Source organism: Streptomyces rishiriensis (assembly GCF_003112535.1).
Taxonomy (GTDB): domain Bacteria; phylum Actinomycetota; class Actinomycetes; order Streptomycetales; family Streptomycetaceae; genus Streptomyces; species Streptomyces rishiriensis.
Genome location: NZ_BEWA01000017.1, coordinates 111,050 through 128,207, shown reverse-complemented (window position 1 = coordinate 128,207; position 17,158 = coordinate 111,050). Strand labels below are relative to the sequence as shown.

14 protein-coding genes are annotated in these 17,158 nt (G+C 72.3%); 8 read left to right on the top strand and 6 right to left on the bottom strand.

Annotated elements, in window-relative coordinates; translation table 11 throughout:
- Window positions 1-77: 77 nt before the first annotated feature.
- Complete coding sequence (locus Sri02f_RS28460; RefSeq protein ID WP_109004185.1) at window positions 78-2,132, bottom strand: phosphocholine-specific phospholipase C; 2,055 nt, start codon at window positions 2,130-2,132, stop codon at window positions 78-80.
- A 356-nt stretch (window positions 2,133-2,488) separates the two neighbouring features.
- Between Sri02f_RS28460 and Sri02f_RS28455 the strand changes: the two genes are divergently transcribed.
- From Sri02f_RS28455 to Sri02f_RS28445, 3 genes are read left to right on the top strand one after another with little or no spacing between them, the layout of a single operon-like run.
- Window positions 2,489-3,556, top strand: coding sequence for an aromatic ring-hydroxylating dioxygenase subunit alpha (locus tag Sri02f_RS28455; RefSeq protein ID WP_109004184.1), 1,068 nt, complete (start codon window positions 2,489-2,491; stop codon window positions 3,554-3,556).
- Window positions 3,553-3,744: a hypothetical protein gene (locus Sri02f_RS28450; RefSeq protein ID WP_109004183.1), complete on the top strand. Its 192-nt coding sequence runs from the start codon at window positions 3,553-3,555 to the stop codon at window positions 3,742-3,744. Before Sri02f_RS28455 ends, Sri02f_RS28450 begins: the two co-directional genes overlap by 4 nt.
- Window positions 3,741-4,679 (top strand): PDR/VanB family oxidoreductase, encoded by a 939-nt coding sequence (locus Sri02f_RS28445; RefSeq protein WP_109004182.1) that lies wholly within the window; start codon window positions 3,741-3,743, stop codon window positions 4,677-4,679. Before Sri02f_RS28450 ends, Sri02f_RS28445 begins: the two co-directional genes overlap by 4 nt.
- Before the next feature lie 313 nt (window positions 4,680-4,992).
- Here Sri02f_RS28445 and Sri02f_RS28440 read toward each other — a convergent pair whose 3' ends face one another.
- A complete protein-coding gene (locus Sri02f_RS28440; RefSeq protein WP_109004181.1) occupies window positions 4,993-5,661 on the bottom strand; it encodes an MmyB family transcriptional regulator in 669 nt (222 codons plus the stop codon).
- Window positions 5,662-5,904: 243 nt separating this feature from the next.
- On the opposite strand from Sri02f_RS28440, the gene Sri02f_RS28435 reads away from it, so the two are divergent.
- A complete protein-coding gene (locus Sri02f_RS28435) occupies window positions 5,905-6,558 on the top strand; it encodes a helix-turn-helix domain-containing protein (RefSeq protein WP_109004180.1) in 654 nt (217 codons plus the stop codon).
- Window positions 6,559-6,590: 32 nt separating this feature from the next.
- A complete protein-coding gene (locus Sri02f_RS28430) occupies window positions 6,591-7,121 on the top strand; it encodes a toxin-antitoxin system, toxin component (protein WP_109004363.1) in 531 nt (176 codons plus the stop codon).
- Window positions 7,122-7,146: 25 nt separating this feature from the next.
- Here Sri02f_RS28430 and Sri02f_RS28425 read toward each other — a convergent pair whose 3' ends face one another.
- Entirely contained in the window at window positions 7,147-8,178 is a 1,032-nt protein-coding gene (locus Sri02f_RS28425) for an alpha/beta fold hydrolase (RefSeq protein WP_109004179.1), read from the bottom strand.
- 242 nt (window positions 8,179-8,420) lie between these two features.
- Here Sri02f_RS28425 and Sri02f_RS28420 point away from each other — a divergent pair, with 242 nt between their 5' ends.
- The gene (locus tag Sri02f_RS28420; RefSeq protein ID WP_109004178.1) at window positions 8,421-8,681 is read left to right on the top strand and encodes a hypothetical protein; all 261 of its coding nucleotides are present in this window, start codon (window positions 8,421-8,423) and stop codon (window positions 8,679-8,681) included.
- A 17-nt stretch (window positions 8,682-8,698) separates the two neighbouring features.
- Here the strand turns inward: Sri02f_RS28420 and Sri02f_RS28415 are convergent, their stop codons facing one another.
- Window positions 8,699-9,397: a 4'-phosphopantetheinyl transferase family protein gene (locus Sri02f_RS28415; RefSeq protein ID WP_109004177.1), complete on the bottom strand. Its 699-nt coding sequence runs from the start codon at window positions 9,395-9,397 to the stop codon at window positions 8,699-8,701.
- Complete coding sequence (locus Sri02f_RS28410; RefSeq protein WP_109004176.1) at window positions 9,394-10,284, bottom strand: metallophosphoesterase family protein; 891 nt, start codon at window positions 10,282-10,284, stop codon at window positions 9,394-9,396. The genes Sri02f_RS28415 and Sri02f_RS28410 overlap by 4 nt, the downstream gene beginning before the upstream one ends.
- A 352-nt stretch (window positions 10,285-10,636) precedes the next feature.
- On the opposite strand from Sri02f_RS28410, the gene Sri02f_RS28405 reads away from it, so the two are divergent.
- Window positions 10,637-11,812 carry an ATP-grasp domain-containing protein gene (locus Sri02f_RS28405; protein ID WP_109004175.1) on the top strand — a complete coding sequence of 392 codons (1,176 nt, stop codon included), beginning with the start codon at window positions 10,637-10,639 and terminating at the stop codon, window positions 11,810-11,812.
- 201 nt (window positions 11,813-12,013) lie between these two features.
- Complete coding sequence (locus tag Sri02f_RS28400) at window positions 12,014-13,702, top strand: carbohydrate binding domain-containing protein (protein WP_109004174.1); 1,689 nt, start codon at window positions 12,014-12,016, stop codon at window positions 13,700-13,702.
- Window positions 13,703-14,045: 343 nt separating this feature from the next.
- On the opposite strand, the gene Sri02f_RS28395 is transcribed toward Sri02f_RS28400, so the two are convergent.
- A complete protein-coding gene (locus Sri02f_RS28395; RefSeq protein ID WP_109004173.1) occupies window positions 14,046-17,129 on the bottom strand; it encodes an alpha-mannosidase in 3,084 nt (1,027 codons plus the stop codon).
- Window positions 17,130-17,158: the final 29 nt, after the last annotated feature.

Below are 17,158 nucleotides of genomic sequence, written 5' to 3'. Positions count from 1 at the left end.
CCGAGGCCACCGGGAGCTGACCAGCCCCCAACCCCGCGTGTCGACGGGGCATTTACCGTCCGGACGGCCCGTGCCGGTCACTCCGTGACGATGGCCGGGTCGCTGAGGCCCGGCCGCCCGTTCTCGACGTGTCCGGCGAACCGCCTGAGGAACGCCCGGTCGGCGGCCGAGGTGACCGTGAGGTCGTACCAGCGCCGGCTCGCGTGCAGGTCCACGGTGCGCTTGAGCACGGCGCCGGGCCGCAGCCGCACGGTGGTGGTCCGGCCGCCGTAGCCGTCGGCCACCGCCAACTCCACCGTCCCCTTGCCCCGGTGGGTGAAGATCAGCTCGACGGCGTCGCCGACGTGCCGTGCGACCACCTCGGGGCCCGTCGCCTTCCCCGCCCCCTTGAAGACGCGCAGGAAGCCGTTCGGGCCGTGCACGGTCAGGTCGTGCGAACCGGCCGAGTACGCCGAGTTCCAGGTGTCGGAGACGGTCGCGCCCGCCCCGGTGGTGTAGCTCCACGGGCCGTCGCCGCGGTTGCCCGAGGTCACCAGGAAGGCGGCGCCGGCCTGGGCTCCCGAGGCGAAGGTGAGGGTCAAGGTCCCGGCCGTCGCATCCACCGAACCGTCCACCTGGGGCGCGTACTTGAGCGGCCGGGTGGGACGCGAGCCGCGCTCCTGCCCGGGCAGGACCGGGTTGGCCGGCGGGGTGGGCACGTAGTCGGGGTGGCGCACCCGGTCCGGGGGCCGGTAGCCGTCCGTGCCGGGCAGGGCGACCGGTCGGGCGTCCGTGCAGGAGAAGTCGAACGCGGAGGTCAGGTCGCCGCAGACGGCGCGCCGCCACGGCGAGATGTTCGGCTCGTGCACGCCGAAGCGGCGCTCCATGAACCGGATGACGGAGGTGTGGTCGAGCGTCTCGGAGCAGACGTAACCGCCCTTGCTCCAGGGGGAGATGACCAGCATGGGCACCCGCTGCCCCAGCCCGTAGGGGCCGGCGGGGTGGCTGCCGTCGCCCTTGAAGAGGTCCGGCCCGACGTCGACGGTCGAACGGCCCTGCGCGGCCGAGGCGGGCGGGAACGGCGGAACCAGGTGGTCGAAGAAGCCGTCGTTCTCGTCGTAGGTGACGAACAGGGCCGTCTTCGCCCACACCGCGGGGTCGGCGGTGAGCGCGTCCAGGACCTGCGAGACGTACCAGGCACCGTAGTTGGCGGGCCAGTTGGGGTGCTCGGTGAAGGCCTCGGGTGCGACGATCCAGGAGACCTGCGGCAGCTTCCCGCCCTTGACGTCCCGCTTCAGCTGGTCGAAGTAGCCCTCGCCCGTGCGGGCGTCGGTGCCGGTGCGGGCCTTGTCGTAGAGCGGGTCGCCGGGCGCGGCGTTCTGGTACTGCTTGAAGTAGAGGAGCGAGTTGTCGCCGTAGTTGCCGCGATAGGCGTCCTGGATCCAGCCCCAGCCGCCCTTCGCGTCCAGGCCGTCGCCGACGTCCTGGTAGACCTTCCACGAGACCCCGGCCTGCTCCAGGCGTTCGGGGTAGGTGGTCCAGCTGTAGCCGGCCTCGTCGTTGCCGAGGACCGGCCCGCCGCCCTTGCCGTCGTTGCCGGTGTACCCCGTCCACAGGTAGTAGCGGTTGGGGTCGGTGGAGCCGATGAACGAGCAGTGGTAGGCGTCGCAGACGGTGAAGGCGTCGGCCAGCGCGTAGTGGAAGGGGATGTCCTCGCGGTTCAGGTACGCCATCGTCGTGGCGCTCTTGGCGGGCACCCACTTGTCGTACTTGCCGCCGTTGAAGGCGGCATGCCCGTCGTTCCAGCCGTGCGGCAGGTCCTGGATGAACGCGAGGCCCAGGTCGTCGGCGTCGGGGCGGAAGGGAAGGACGTCCTTGCCCGCGGCGTCCGGCTGGTGCCAGACCGACCTGCCGTTCGCGAGGGTGACCGGGCGCGGGTCTCCGAAGCCTCTGACGCCTCTCAGCTTGCCGAAGTAGTGGTCGAAGGAGCGGTTCTCCTGCATCAGGACGACGATGTGCTCGACGTCCTCGATCGACCCCGTGCGGTGGTTCGCGGGCAGCGCCGCGGCGCGTTCCACGCTGCCGGACAGCGCTGTGAACGCCGTCGTGGCGCCCGCGAGCTGGAGAAAGCGACGCCGGTTGACTTCGGACATGGGTGAGGCACCTCTCGTACAGAAGGGTTCTGCCGGCCGGTTCGTGACGGGATGCGCGCGCAAGGAGTTTCGCAAGGGCACCGAACGTCAGGGAAGGGTCGGATGACGCCCACGTGAAAGTCGCCGGTACGCGGGATGTGCGACGGGCCAAGGAATCGCCGAAAGGCCCCCGTCCGCCGGTCGCCGGGCCCCGGCCGGCAACGCTCCGCCCCCGCCACGCACCGAGGCGACCGGCGCTTCCGCAGCGATGCTTCCGCCTGGCAGAAGCCGCCTTGCGCGGCGAGCACAGCCGTCAGGAACCTGTTCCCACCACGGCGCGGGGCGACGAAGCCCCGCCGACAGGGACGGGAACCCCCATGCCTCACACCACCGCCTTCGCCAGGAACCAGTGGTACGTCGCCGCCTACAGCCACGAGGTCGGGCGCGAGGAGTTGCTCGGCCGGACGATCCTCGGCGAGCCGCTCGTCTTCTACCGCACGGAGGAGGACGGCACGCCCGTAGCGCTGCACGACCGCTGTGTGCACCGCAGGTTCCCGCTCTCCGAGAGCCGGCTCGACGGCGACCGCATCGTGTGCGGATACCACGGCTTCACGTACGACACGACCGGCGCCTGCGTGTACGTGCCGGGCCAGAAACGCATCCCCCGCACCGCGCGGGTGACCGCCTACCCGGTCGTGGAGCAGGACTCCCTGGTGTGGGTGTGGATCGGCGACCCGGCCCTCGCCGATCCGCGGACCCTCCCGCGGGCCCGGCACCTCGACTCCCCGGGCTGGACGACCGTGCGCGGGATGGAGCCCATCGACGCCGACTACGGGCTGCTCGTCGACAACCTCCTCGACCTCTCCCACGAGACGTATCTGCACGGCGGGTACATAGGCACCCCCGAGGTCGCCGAGACGCCGATCACCACGGAGGTCGACGAGGGCGCGGGGATCGTGCGGGTCAGCCGGCACATGGACGACGCCGAGTGCCCGCCGTTCTACGCCCGCTCCACCGGCATCGAGGGGCGGATCACCCGCTGGCAGGACATCGAGTACCACGCCCCCTGCCTGTATCTGCTGCACAGCCGCATCGCGCCCGTGGGCGTCGTGCCCGAGGCCGACGGCAGCGACCCGAACGGCTTCCACACCGAGATCACCTACGCCATCACGCCGTCCGCCGACGGCAGGGTGTACGACTTCTGGATGGTCTCGCGGGACTGGGCGACGGACGACGAGGAGGTCACCGAGTTCCTGCGGGGCAACAACCACACGGTGGTCATGCAGGACGTCGACGCGCTCAACCTCCTTCAGCGCACCCTCGGTTCGGAGCGTTCCGGCTACCAGGAGCTGAGCATCAACATCGACACCGGTGGTCTGGCCGCCCGCCGCATCCTCGCCCGGCTGGTGGAGGAGGGCGACAAGCCGGTGGAGAACGTCTCGTGAGCACCGGGGACACCGGAGACACCGGAGACACCGGCGAGATCTACCGCGTCGACTGGCTGCCGGGCACGGACGTCCTGCACGGCACCTGCCACTGCGGAGCCGAGCACGCCGCGCAGGACCCGATCGAGATGTGGGAGTGGATGCTCGGCCACCCCGACGGACACCGGACACGGGGAAGCACCTCATGAGCGACGTGTACCAAGCCGAACTCGTCGTCGAGCGACGCGAGTTCGCCGCCGACGGGGTGCTCGCCCTCACCCTGCGCCACCCCCTGGGCGAGCCGCTGCCCGCCTGGGAGCCCGGCGCCCATGTCGACGTCGTCCTCGGACCCGGCCTGGAACGGCAGTACTCGCTGTGCGGCGATCCGGCCGACCGTGCCGCCTGGCGGATCGCCGTGCTGCGCGAGGCGGACGGGCGGGGCGGATCCGCCCATGTGCACGAGCGGGTGAGGCAGGGGGACAAGATCGGGGTGCGCGGTCCGCGCAACCACTTCGCGCTGCACCCGGCGCCGCGTTACCGCTTCATCGCGGGCGGCATCGGGATCACCCCCGTCCTGCCGATGCTGGCGGCGGCCGAGGCGGCGGGCGCCGACTGGAGCCTGCTCTACGGCGGCCGCACCCGCGCGTCCATGGCCTTCACCGGCGAACTGGCGGCCTACGGCGACCGCGTCACCGTCGCCCCGCAGGACGAGGCCGGACTGCTCGACCTCGGTTCGGTGCTCGACGCGCTGCCCGAGGACGCCCTCGTCTACTGCTGCGGCCCCGGCCCGCTGCTGGACGCCGTGGAGAAGCGCTGCCCGGCCGGCGCGCTCCGGGTCGAGCGGTTCCAGGCGAAGGAGCAACCGGCCGCCCGGGACGGGGCGTTCGAGGTCGAGCTGGCGCAGAGCGGCCGTACCCTCACGGTCGCACCGGGCGTGTCCGTGCTGGACGCCGTGCGCGCCGCGGGCGTCGAGGTGCTCTACTCCTGCACCGAGGGGACCTGCGGCACCTGTGAGACCGACGTGCTGGACGGCACCCCGGAGCACCGGGACTCCGTGCTCAGCGCCGAGGAGCGGGAGGCCGGGGAGACGATGATGATCTGTGTGTCGCGGTGCCGGGGGAAGAAGCTCGTGCTGGATCTGTGACCCGGGGGCGGGCGCCCCGGACCGCCCGGCCGGTACCTGCGCCCCGACCAGGGCGCCGTCGGCGACCTGAACGCCGACGGTGCCCGGCCGGGAAGGGCCGCCTTGCTCACGGACGGCTGGAGAACGTCCTCCCGAACCGACCTCCTACCGAACCGACGTCCTACCGAACCGACCGTCTCCCGCCGGTCGGTTCAGGCGGCGGTCGTCCTGCGGCTGTCCATCCGGCGGCTGACGTTCCGGCGGGCGCAGGGCGGGCGCATCGACGGCCGGGAGCGGGGACGGGAGCCCTCGGCGGGACGGGCCGCGACGGCGATCAGCCCTCCGGGGTCGGGACCACGCTGAGGTGGCTCGCGCCGCGGCGAGCACCGCGCGCTCGGCGGGAGGCGGCCGCCGGACGCGCCTCGCGCAGCACCATGGTCAGCCGCGTGTACCCCATGTCCCGCAGCGTCGTGGGGGTCTCACCGATGATGCGGCACTCCGTGGCGCCCCAGCGCGGGTCGGGGTGCAGGAGCGGGCGGACCGCCCCGTCGTGCTCGACGGCGCCCTCGCCGACCGCGCGGATCCAGTGCGGCAGCCCGTGCCGGTAGGCGGCCTCCATGATGGGATCCTGGGCGATCTCGCGGCGGATCGCCTGCAGCGCGTGGTCGTGCCCGTGACGTTCCACGGCCGCGGCGAAGCCGGCGAGCATCGGCAGGCACCAGCCCGTCTCGTGGTCGCCGAGGACCGAGGGCGCGTCGGGATGGAACAGGACGAACCGCAGGAAGTTGTCGCTCGGCAGAGCCGTCGGATGCGGACTCACGTCGCGGAAGAGTGACGCGAAGGCGGCGTTGGACAGCACCACGTCCCAGCGGTGGTCGAGAACGACGGACGGGAAGGGGACGGCCTCCAGGTACGCGCCGTAGTCCAGCAGATACGCCTGGGCCTCGGGACTCTCGGGGACGGGCCGCGGTACGGACCGCTGCCCTCCTGCCTGATATGCCATCGGGAGGTCACCCCTCTTGCCTATGCGGCCTTCACGCGGCGTTCCGATCCTGCTGCCCGGACGCGAGGCATGTCAACTATCGTGGCATTCCATGGTCGTTGACGGCTGAAATTGGCCACAGTTGTGGCGAGACCTGGATGTGAGTTCGAAAGACCCGCTACGCTCCGGGAAGTTCACGGCGACCGTCCGTGCCGGTGATCGTGTGCCTGTGAGAGGGACGTGAGAGACCTAGGAGACCTGTCGGTGTCGGAGGATGGCTTCGAGGTTGCGGGCGCCGCGGCGACAGTGCTGCTGTCGGCCGTCGTCGCCCGGGTCGCCGCGCTCGCCGACCGGCTGGGCGTGCCGCACGCGCAGGTCTTCGCCACGGGGCGGCTGTCCGTCGCCTCCGGGGTACCGGAGTCCGTGGTCAAGGCCCTGCTGAGCGGCCGGCCCGCCGGAGAGCCCGACGTCCAGGCCCGTTTCCTGCAGCGCCTGGACCTGTTGCGCCGTACGCGGCTCAAGCCCAACGGCCGCAAGTACACCCAGCAGGAGATCGCCGACGGCGCCGGCATGTCGCGCCAGCAGGCGGGCGCCCTCATCAACGGCGACCGGCGCCCCACGATGGAGCACTGCGACGCCCTCCAGCGGTTCTTCCGCGTGCACGCCGGGTTCCTCACGGCCGAGGACCCGGAGGCGCTCGCGGGCGCCCTGCAGCACATCGAGCAGGAGCTGCTGCAGAAGCTCGCCGCGCGCGAGGCGGCCGCGGCCGCCGAGGACCCGCTGGAGCGGCTGCTGCAGGACCACGGCGTACGCGGGATCGCGTGGCGGGCGGCCCAGCTGCCCACCGACCAGCACCGCGACAAGGTCGCCGAGTGGCTGGACATGCTCCTGGAGAGCGTGAAGCGGCCCGAGTCGTGATCCGGGGGAGAAGCGTGAACATCGCCAAGGAAATGCGCCGCCTCAGCGGCGAGCTGGTCTCGGAGCTGACCCTCCCGGCCCCCTCGGCGCCGGCCGCCCTCTACACCGCCCTGTGCGACGGGATGAGCAGACGACGTGGCCGTCCGGTCCACTTCCGCATGGCTTCCTTCCCCGCCGACACCGCGAGCGGGCTGTGGCTCGACATGGCCGACCAGGACCTGGTCGTCATCGAGGAACGCACCGCCCCCGATCACCAGTTGGTGATCCTGGGGCACGAGCTGTGGCACATGAAGGCGGGCCACTGCAGCCATCACGTCGAGGGCGCCGCGGTCGCGGCCCGTTTACTCACCGACGGGGCCGATCTCCAGGCGACCGTGCGCAGCGTCGCCGCGCGCACGCGTTTCGATCTCGCCGACGAACGGCAGGCCGAGACGTTCGGCCTGCTGCTGGCCAGCAAGTGCCGTGCCTGGCTGCCGGGGTCGGCGCCACGCGGCCGCGGGCAGCGGGACCACCTGGCGGGCCGGATCGAGGCGTCGCTCGGATACCTCGGACCGCAGAACTGACCGACCGCGTCCCGGCGCGAGGCGTTCAGGCGCCGCTGCGTTCGCTCGCCTCGCGCAGGTCCTGCGCCGTGGCGTCCGCCAGGCCCGTGGCGAGGGTGCGGGGACGGCCCGCGCGCAGGAGTGCCCGCCAGCGGTCCCGGCTCCAGTCGGCCGGGGCGGTGGTCCGGGTGAACTCCTCGACCAGGGTGCGGAACCGGTCCGGATCGCTGTGGAACGGGAAGTGCCCGGCGCCCTCGAAGATCTCCAGCCGGCTGCCCGGCATCGCCTCGTGGGCGCCGTACGCGTGCCGTACGGGGACGACGCTGTCCCGGTCGCCCCACAGCAGCATGGTGGGCATCCCCGCCGTCAGATAGCAGCGGTCCAGCATGGTCACGACCTGGCCGCGCCAGTCGACGACCGCGCGCAGCGTGCGGACGAAGGCGCTGCGCGAGGTGGCGTCCGGCAGGGCGTCGACGAGCTGGAGCAGTTCGGGGGCGTCCTGCCCGAGGTCGGTGTCCAGAAACCGCAGCAGGCGTACGGCGAGGCCGACCTGGAGACGGGCGCCGGGCAAGCGCAGGGCGGACAGCGCCAGTTGGGCGCCCGGCAGCGACGCGAGCCGCAGCGCGGGGTTGACCTCCCGGCCGACCCCGCCCGAGCTCACGAGGATCAGCCGTTCGGTGCGCTCGGGGAACTGGTAGGCGAACTGCATCGCCACTCCCCCGCCGAGCGAGTGCCCGACCAGCGTCGCCGACTCGACGCCGAGGGCGCTGAGCAGATCGCGCAGCCCGTTGGCGTAGGCGGCCACCGAGTAGTCAGCGCGGGGCTTGTCGGAGTCACCGTGGCCGAGGAGGTCGGGGGCGATGACGGTGTGGGTGCGGGCGAGGGCGGGGATCAGCCCGGCCCAGGTCGCCGAGGAGTCGCCGATGCCGTGGACGAGGACCAGCGCCGGCCCCGCGCCGGCCATGCGGAAGGCCCGCCGGTGCCCGTGCACGACCCGGTGGCGCAACTCCGGTTCGCCGTCGGCCGCCGGACGCGACGCGGCGGTGCGCGCCGCGCGCCGCCGGGGGACGTCGATCACCCGCTCGCCTCCTGTTCCCGCCGTACGCCGGCGCTGGGGCCGAAAGCCCTTCACACCAGCGTAGGACCCGATTCCCGCAGGAGATTTCGCCGGGGTTTCGCCTCGGCTAAGCGGGCGAACCGAGGCGGTGCACGGCCGGATTGTCAGTGGTGGGCGGCAAGCTGGGGAGTGCGCCGCCGTACGGAGGCGTACGCGCCGTCGGGGCGCGTGGGAGACGACGCCGACACGGGGAGAGCCGACCGATGCCCACAGCCGTACTGACCGACCGCGAGCGCACCGCCGTGCAGGCCTACCTGAGGCTGCTGCACACGGTGAGAGCCGCCTTCGGCGACGAGGGAGGCGGTGAGGGCGCCCGCTGCTCCGGCCGGTCCCACGACCGGCTGCCTCCCGTGGTCCCGCCGGGGGTGCTGGCCGAGGCGGAGCGCGCGCTGGCCGACGCCGGGCTCACGGGCAACGAGGAGGAGTTCTTCCGGCTGCTGCACAGCTGGTGCCCCGGCCGGTGACCGCCGGGCCGGCGGCCTCAGTCGTGCCGGACCGTCACGGCCGTCGCCACCAGGCCCCGGCGGACGGTCCAGCGGCCCTCGAAGTGCCCGAGCCGCCGGCCTCCCACCAACGGCCCGGGCACGAGCAGCCGGGCCCGGAAGGTCCCGTGCGAGCCCGCGTCGGGGCCGGTGGCCGCGGCCGTGAGGTCGATGTCGGCCTCGCTGAAGTCCAGCCACTTACGGGTGAGGGGGAACCACGCCTTGTAGACGGATTCCTTGGCGCTGAACAGCAGCCGGTCCCAGTGCACCTCGGGACGCTCCGCGGCCAGGCGTTCGTGCCGGGCCGCCTCGGCGGGCAGCGCGACGGCGGCCAGCACGCCTTCGGGAAGGGGGGCGTGCGGTTCGGCGTCGATGCCGAGGGAGGCCAGGTCGTCGGCCCGGACCAGCGCGGCGGCGCAGTAGCCCTCGCAGTGGGTCATGCTGCCCGTCAGGCCGTCGGGCCACTGCGGCGCGCCGCGCTCACCGGGCAGCACGGGCTGCGGGGGCACGCCGAGCTTCTCCATGGCCCGCCGGGCGCAGGCGCGTACGACGGTGAACTCGCGGCGGCGTTTGTCCACCGCCCGCGTCAGCAGCGCCTCCTCCTGCGGGTACAGCGGCGCGTCCCCGAACTCGCGCACGCCCTCCTCGCCGAAGGCCTCCACCGCCACCACCGTCCCGGGCAGCAGGTCCTCGATCACCGGGTCTCCGTCTTCTCGCCGTGCTCCCCGGACTTCCCGGGGTCCGTGGGCAGGATGCGTCGCAGCCGGCCCGGCGGCTGGGAACGTCTGCGCCATTCGCGGGGGTAGCCCACCGACACCTCCTCGAAGCGGACGCCGTCCTGCCAGGTGGTCCGTGGGATGTGCAGGTGGCCGTAGACCATGGCGGCGACGCGGAAGCGGCGGTGCCAGTCCGCGGTCAGCGTGGTGCCGCACCACATGGCGAACTCGGGGTGCCACAGCACGTCCATGGGGTGCCGGTGCAGCGGATAGTGGTTGACGGGGACGACGGGCAGGTCGTCCGGGATCTCGGCGAGCCGGCGTTCGGTCTCGGCGACCCGGGCCCGGCACCAGGCCTCGCGGGACGGATACGGGTCGGGGTGCAGCAGGTACTCGTCGTTGCAGACGATCCCGGTGCTCTCCGCGTAGGCCAGCCCCTCCGCCTTGGTCGTGCAGCCGGCCGGGAGGAACGAGTAGTCGTACAGCAGGAACAGCGGCGCGACGACCACCGGGCCGCCGGGGCCCTCCCAGACCGGGTAGGGGTCCTCGGGCGTCGTCACGCCCAGGTCGCGGCAGACCTCGACGAGGTGCTCGTAGCGGGCGACCCCGCGCAGCGGGACCGGGTCGCCGGGATGGGACCACAGCTCGTGGTTCCCGGGCGCCCACACGACCTTGCGGAAGCGGCTCGCGAGGGTTTTCAGGACCCAGCGGATGTCGGCCACGTTCTCCGACACGTCGCCCGCGACCAGCAGCCAGTCCTCGTCCGTCTCCGGGGCCATCGCCTCGACCAGGGCCCGGTTCTCCGGATAGCCGATGTGCAGATCACTGATGGCCAGCAGTCGTCCGGTGCCACCGGCCGTCATCGTCACCCGAAGCTCCCGCTCACTAGACCACGCTCCGCGTTCCCGCGAACACACACACGTCCCTTCCACGAGAACACATCCGAGCTCGCGGAACAAGGCCGAATCCGGCCACCTGCGACTGAGCACCGCCCCCACCTGCGACGCAGCGCTCCCCTACCGGACCGGGCCCCGTACGGGAACAAGATCGGAAAATCCGTAACACGCGTGTTGCACGCGGCACCCCCGGGAACCCGTATGATCGCCCCAACACCACCGCCATGGACGTCCCTTCACGCAGGGCGGTTTGGTGACCCACCATTCCCCCTGCCCGGGCCGGGCCTGCTTCGCCCTGCCCGCACACCGTGAAAGGCGGCCTCGCATGGTCTCTCGCGTACGCGTCTGGCTCAACCGCACGTACGCGGAGAACGTGTTCTTCACGGATCAGCTGCGACGAAATCCCAGCGACCGGGCCGTCGAGATCCACGCCACGCACGGTGACGCCGACTCCCCCGTACTGGCCGCCGCCGACACCGCCGAGCTGGAGCCGGAAGGCCTGTCACCGGCCGCTTACGTCGAGTACGCGCTCGCCCAGTGCCGACGCCGCGGCATCGACGTGTTCGTGCCGCGGCTGCACCAGGCGGCCGTCGTGGCGCACCGCGCCGACTTCGAGGCGGTCGGCACGGCGCTGCTGGCGCCGCCGCCGGAGGCGGTCGCCGTCTTCCACGACAAGGTGATCGCGTACGAGGCCGTGCAGGCGATCGGGGTGCCGGTGCCGCCGTGGTACCGGGTCCGCTCGGCGGGCGAACTCGTCGCCGCCGTCGAGGAGTTGGAGGAGGCGGGGCACCGGGCCTGCTTCAAGCCGGCGTCCGGCGCCGGCGGGGTGGGCTTCCGGGTGATCACCCGCAAGCCCTTCTCGCTCACGCACCTCACCGGCTTCCCCAGCCCGTACGTGCAACTCGACATGGTGGTCGAGGCGTTGCGGCAGGCCGAGGAGCAGGGCGAGGACCAGGTCGACTGGCTGGTCATGCCGCGCCTCGAGCAGCCGGAGGTGTCGGTGGACTGCCTCACCGGCCCCGACAACGTCCTGCGCATGGCCATCGGCCGGACCAAGAACGGCCGCCGCCGCGGCTTCACCCTGCACGAGCAGTGGCTGGAGCCCGCGCGTCTCATCGCCGAGGGCTTCGGGCTGCACTACCTGTCCAACATCCAGTTCCGGATGTTCGGCGACCGGCCGGTCCTGATGGACGTCAACACCCGTCCGGCCGGCGGCCTGCACCAGCTGGCACTGTGCGGCGTCAACGCCCCCTGGGCGGCGGTGCAGTTGGCGCTCGGCGAGGACCCGGGCGAGATCGTGCCGCCGTTCCTGGGGCAGGACTACACGGTCGTCTCCGGCCCCCGGCCGCTGCGCGCGGTCGCGCTGCCGCACCAGCGGCCGGAGGAGCCGGAGCCGTTGCTGCCGGCCATGCCGGCGCCCGCCGGCTCCGCCGAGTCGGTCGCGTCGGCCGAGTCTGTCGCGGTGACGCCCGCCGACGCGGCGGAGGCGCTGCCGCTGTAGCCCGGCCGCGGCCGCAGCGCCCGACTCACGGCCCGCGGCCCACGACCCGTGGACAACAGAAAATCACCTCACCGGTATGGACCAATTCCGTCGCTCTGCTTGACAGGCGGATTGGTCCATACCAACTTTGTTGCGCACCCCCTGCACAGCTCTGCACTCCCCCTGCACTCCCGAACACCCCCATTCCTCCAGGGAGATCGCGTGCGCACCCCACCCCTCGGACGCCCATGGCGTCGTTTCCTCGCCCTGGCCGGAACCGCCGGCCTCGCCCTGGCCGGAGCCGTGGCCCTGCCGGGCACGGCTCAGGCGGCCAACGTCCTCACCAACCCCGGGTTCGAGTCGGGCGCCGTCGCGCCCTGGTCCTGCACCGGCAACCTCGGCTCCGTCGTCTCCTCGCCCGTCCACAGCGGCTCCAAGGCCCTCACCGGGGCGGTGAGTTCGAGTGACATCGCCCAGTGCAGCCAGACCGTCTCCGTCCAGCCGAACACCACGTACGCGCTGACCGGCTGGGTACGCGGTTCCTACGTCTACCTCGGCGTCGACGGCGGGGCCTCCACCTGGACGACGTCGCCGTCGGCGTACAGCCGGCTCTCGGTCTCGTTCACCACCGGGGCCTCGCAGACCAGCGCCACGATCTACGTCCACGGCTGGTACGCCCAGGGCGCCTACCAGGCCGACGACATCAGCCTGGACGGACCGGGCGGCGGGGGCGGCTCCGACACGCAGGCGCCGACCGCGCCCGGCGGGCTGACCTCGACCGGCAAGACGTCCTCCAGCGTGTCGCTGTCCTGGAACGCCTCGACCGACGACGTCGGCGTGACGGCCTACGACGTCTACAGCGGGTCGACGAGGGTGCTCACGGTCTCCGGGACCTCCGCCACGGTCGGCGGGCTGTCCGCGAGCACGGCCTACTCCTTCACCGTGAGGGCGCGCGACGCCGCCGGGAACACCTCCGGGGCCTCGAACGCCGTGAGCGTCACGACCAGCGCGGGCGGCGGAGGCGGGACCGGGTTCAAGCAGGCCGCTCCCTATCTCTTCGAGGGCTGGGGCGATCCCCCGAACGTGACCACGGTGATGAACGCGACCGGCGTCAAGTGGTTCACGATGGCGTTCGTGCTCGACGGCGGCGGCTGCAACCCGATGTGGGACGGCAACCGGCCGCTGACCGGCGGGGTCGACCAGAGCGTCGTCAACCAGGTCCGCTCGGCGGGCGGGGACGTCGTGCCCTCCTTCGGCGGCTGGCAGGGCAGCAAGCTCGGCGCCAACTGCTCCTCGGCGAGCGCGCTCGCGGGCGCCCTGCAGAAAGTGATCGACGCCTACGGGCTCAAGGCGGTCGACATGGACATCGAGAACTCGGACGAGTTCGAGAACGAGGCCGTGCAGGCGCGGATCCTCACCGCGCTGAAGACCGTCAAGGCGAACAACCCCGGCCTGAGGACCATCGTCACCTTCGGGACGTCGACGACCGGGCCGACCTACTACGGCAACCGGCTGATCGAGCAGGCCAAGTCGCTCGGCGCCGACGTCGACGTCTTCACCATCATGCCGTTCGACTTCGGCGGCGGCTCCGACATGTACGGCAACACCGTGAACGCCACGGAGGGGCTGAAGAACAAGCTGAAGTCCACCTTCGGCTGGGACGACGCCACCGCCTACGCCCACATCGGCATCTCCGGCATGAACGGCCTCTCCGACCAGCAGGAGAACACCACCCCGGCGATCTGGACGTCCATCCGCGACTGGGCCAACTCCCACCACATCGCCCGGCTCGCCTACTGGGCCGTCAACCGCGACCGGCCCTGCCCCGGCGGCGGCGTGGTGAGCAACTGCTCCGGCATCAGCCAGAGCACCTGGCAGTTCACCTCCATCACGGCGGGCTTCACCGGCTGACCCCCCCGGACGCCGTCGGGCACCGCCAGAATCCCCCGGACCGCGGTCCGGGGGATTTTTTTCCGCGAAAGGTGTATCAGGGGCCGGGGCGCCCGCTCCTAAGAGTGCAGGACCCCGCGGGGGGAGCCGGGGGAACACCGGGGTCTCGGGGGAAGCACGGGGATCCACGGGGGAAGAACGGGAATCGACGGGGGGTTCCCGGGGGAACGGGGGATCGGGTCGGTCGGCCGCTGTCACGGGGGGCGGCCGGCCGGCCCGAGCGCGTGCCGCCCGCCGCCGCGAAGGCCGGGCGGATCCGGGGCGGGCGGGACGTCGAGTCGCGCCCGCCCCGCCGCGCGCCGCGTCAGCGGCCGGCCACGGCGCGTTCCAGACGGAGCGTCAGGATCTGGAAGGGACGCAGGCGGACGGCGACGGCGCCGTCCTGTGCGACGGTGGCCGGCTCCAGCGGCCGCTCCAGCAGATCGGTGATCTGAGCCCCCGCGAGCGGGAAGCCCGTGCGCAGGACGCCCGTGGCCCGGCCGCCGCTGGACTCGTAGAGCCGTACGACGACGTCGCCGGACGTGTCGTCGGCGAGCTTGACCGCCTCCACGGTGATGCCGTCGCCCTCCACGGAGACGACCGGTCCGGGTGCGTCGGCCGCGTCCGCCACGCGCAGCGGGAGGTTGAGGGCGTAGCCCTCGGCGACCGCGTCCTCGATGCTCGCGCCGGGCAGCAGCGCGTAGGCGAAGCGGTGCCGGCCCTGGTCGGCCTCGGGGTCCGGGATGCGCGGGGCCCGGACGAGGCTGAGGCGGACGGTGGTGGTGGTGCCGCCGTCCTCGCGGACGGTGCGGGAGACGTCGTGTCCGTAGGTGGAGTCGTTGACGACGGCGACGCCGTAGCCGGGCTCGCCGATGTGCACCCAGCGGTGGCCGGAGACCTCGAACCGGGCCGCCTCCCAGCTGGTGTTGGTGTGGGTGGGGCGCTGGACGTGCCCGAACTGGATCTCGGCGGAGGAGTGCGGCGCCCGGATGTCCACCGGGAAGGCCGCCTTGAGGATCTTCTCCGCCTCGTGCCAGTCGATGTCGGTCTCGAAGTCGACGCGCGGGCTGCCCGCCCGCAGGGTGATGGTCTGGGTGAGCGTCGAGCCCTTGCCGAAGGAGCGCGTGACCCGGATCGCCCCGACCAGCGGGTCCTCCTCGACGACCGTCACCGCGTCCGGCTCCAGCAGGTCGGTGTAGCGGTTCTGGTAGTGCTTGTCGATGTCCCAGGCGTCCCAGTAGTTCGGGAGGTCGGTGTGCAGGCGCAGCAGGTTGCCCGCGTCGGCGAGGACCTCGCGGTCCGCGCGCAGGTCGTACACGGAGGACAGGGTGCCGTCGTCGGCGACCTGCACCCGGACCAGCCCGTTGTCGAGCACCCGGCCGGTGACCGTCACCGGCTGCGGCGGCTGCGCTCCGGTCAGCGGCGCGCTGCCGTTCGCGGGCGTCTCGACGTACACCGGGCGGCCCTGCGGCGTGCGGACCACCTCGGCACGGGCGTACGGGCTGGTGTTGAACACCCGCAGCGACGCGTCCGGCCGCCGCTCGCCCGGCCCGCCCGCGCCCAGCGCGGCGAGCGCCTGCGCCGTCAGCGTCTCCAGTTCCTCGGCGACCCGGGCGTATTCGGCCTCGGCCTCGCGGTGCACCCAGGCGATGGAGGAGCCGGGCAGGATGTCGTGGAACTGGTGCAGCAGCACCGTCTTCCACAGCCGGTCCAGCTTCTCGTACGGGTAGGCGTAGTCCGGCGCGTGCAGCGCGGCCGTCGTCGCCCACAACTCGGCCTCGCGCAGCTTGTGTTCACTGCGCCGGTTGCCCTGCTTGGTGCGGGCCTGGGTGGTGTAGGTGGCGCGGTGCAGCTCCAGATAGAGCTCGCCGACCCAGACGGGCGCGTCCGGGTACTCGGCGCGGGCCTTGGCGAAGAACGCGTCGGGGTGCTCGACGACGACCTTCGGCGACCCTTCCAGGTCGGCCAGCCGGCGCGCCCGTTCCATGATCTCGCGGGTGGGGCCGCCGCCGCCGTCGCCCCAGCCGAAGGGGGCCAGCGACCGGGTGCCGCCGCCCTTCTCCGAGTAGTTGCGCACCGCGCGGTCCATCTCCTCGCCGCTGAAGCGGGCGTTGTAGGTGTCGATGGGCGGGAAGTGCGTGAAGATGCGGGTGCCGTCGATGCCCTCCCACCAGAACGTGTGGTGGGGGAACTTGTTGGTCTGGTTCCAGGAGATCTTCTGGGTGAGGAACCACTCGTTGCCGGCGAGCTTGGCGAGCTGCGGGTAGGCGGCGTTGTAGCCGAAGGAGTCCGGCAGCCAGACGCCCTTGGTCTCGATGCCGAAGTGCTCGATGAAGAACCTCTTGCCGTGCACCAGTTGGCGGGCGATGGCCTCGCCGCCGGGCAGGTTGCCGTCGGACTCGACCCACATGCCGCCGACCGGCGCCCACTGCCCCTTCTTCACCGACTCCTGGATCCGCGCCCACACCTGCGGGTAGTTGTCGCGCACCCACTCGTACTGCTGGGCCTGCGAGCAGGCGAAGATGAAGTCGTCGTACTCCTCGGCGAGCGCGGTGACGTTGGAGAAGGTGCGGGAGGTCTTGCGCTTGGTCTCGCGGATCGGCCACAGCCAGGCGGAGTCGATGTGCGCGTGGCCGACGCCGGAGATGGTGTGGGCGCTGGCGTGGGCGGGGCGGGCCAGGACGGGGGCGAGCACCTCGCGCACGGCGGCGGCGCTGCCGGAGACGTCGTCCAGGTCGAGGGCGTCCATGGCCCGGTCCAGGGCGTGCATGATCTCGTGGCGGCGCGGCTCGTGCTCGCCGAGGTGGACCATCAGCTCGCGCAGCACCTGAAGGTCGAGATCGAGGTGCCAGACCTCCTCGTCGAGGACGGCGACGTCGGCGCGGCGGAACGTGTAGAGCGGACGGTCGCCCGCGGTCAGGACGTCGCCCAGCAGGGTCGGCGCCGCGAAGTCGCCTGCCAGGATGTCCGGGTTGGAGGCGGCCTCGACGAGGTAGTCGATGCTCTCCCCGCCCTTGGCCGGGTTGCCGATCGGCACGTACTGGTTGAGCGGGTTGACCGCCTTGAGCGGTGTCCCGTCGGTGAGGTGGACGAGGGCCTCGGCCTGGTTGCCGGGCCAGTCGCCCACGAAGCCGAGGTCGATGACGGCCTCGACGCGCCGGCCGGCCCACTCGGCGGGCACCTGTCCGCGCATCCGGAACCAGGTGGTGCCCCAGGGCGGGCCCCACGGGGTGTTCATCGCGAAGGGTTCGTAGGCGGCGGCCGCGGCCTCCGCGAACGGCACGGGCTCCCCCGGCGCCTGCCAGGCCTCCACCTCGAAGGGGACGGTGGCCGCGTAGATCGCGGGCTTGACGCGCTGGTGGTGGACGCGCTCGACGCGCTCCTCGATGCGGCGGCGTTCGTCATGCATGGGGAATCTCCAGTGAGGGACCACGAGGT

Excerpts from the sequence above, each read along its gene's own strand:
- Sri02f_RS28420 (WP_109004178.1), top strand. The coding sequence starts at position 8,421 with ATGCCCACAGCCGTACTGACCGACCGCGAGCGCACCGCCGTGCAGGCC.
- Sri02f_RS28455 (WP_109004184.1), top strand. The coding sequence starts at position 2,489 with ATGCCTCACACCACCGCCTTCGCCAGGAACCAGTGGTACGTCGCCGCC.
- Sri02f_RS28395 (WP_109004173.1), bottom strand. The coding sequence starts at position 17,129 with ATGCATGACGAACGCCGCCGCATCGAGGAGCGCGTCGAGCGCGTCCAC.
- Sri02f_RS28430 (WP_109004363.1), top strand. The coding sequence starts at position 6,591 with ATGCGCCGCCTCAGCGGCGAGCTGGTCTCGGAGCTGACCCTCCCGGCC.
- Sri02f_RS28405 (WP_109004175.1), top strand. The coding sequence starts at position 10,637 with ATGGTCTCTCGCGTACGCGTCTGGCTCAACCGCACGTACGCGGAGAAC.
- Sri02f_RS28440 (WP_109004181.1), bottom strand. The coding sequence starts at position 5,661 with ATGGCATATCAGGCAGGAGGGCAGCGGTCCGTACCGCGGCCCGTCCCC.
- Sri02f_RS28445 (WP_109004182.1), top strand. The coding sequence starts at position 3,741 with ATGAGCGACGTGTACCAAGCCGAACTCGTCGTCGAGCGACGCGAGTTC.
- Sri02f_RS28460 (WP_109004185.1), bottom strand. The coding sequence starts at position 2,132 with ATGTCCGAAGTCAACCGGCGTCGCTTTCTCCAGCTCGCGGGCGCCACG.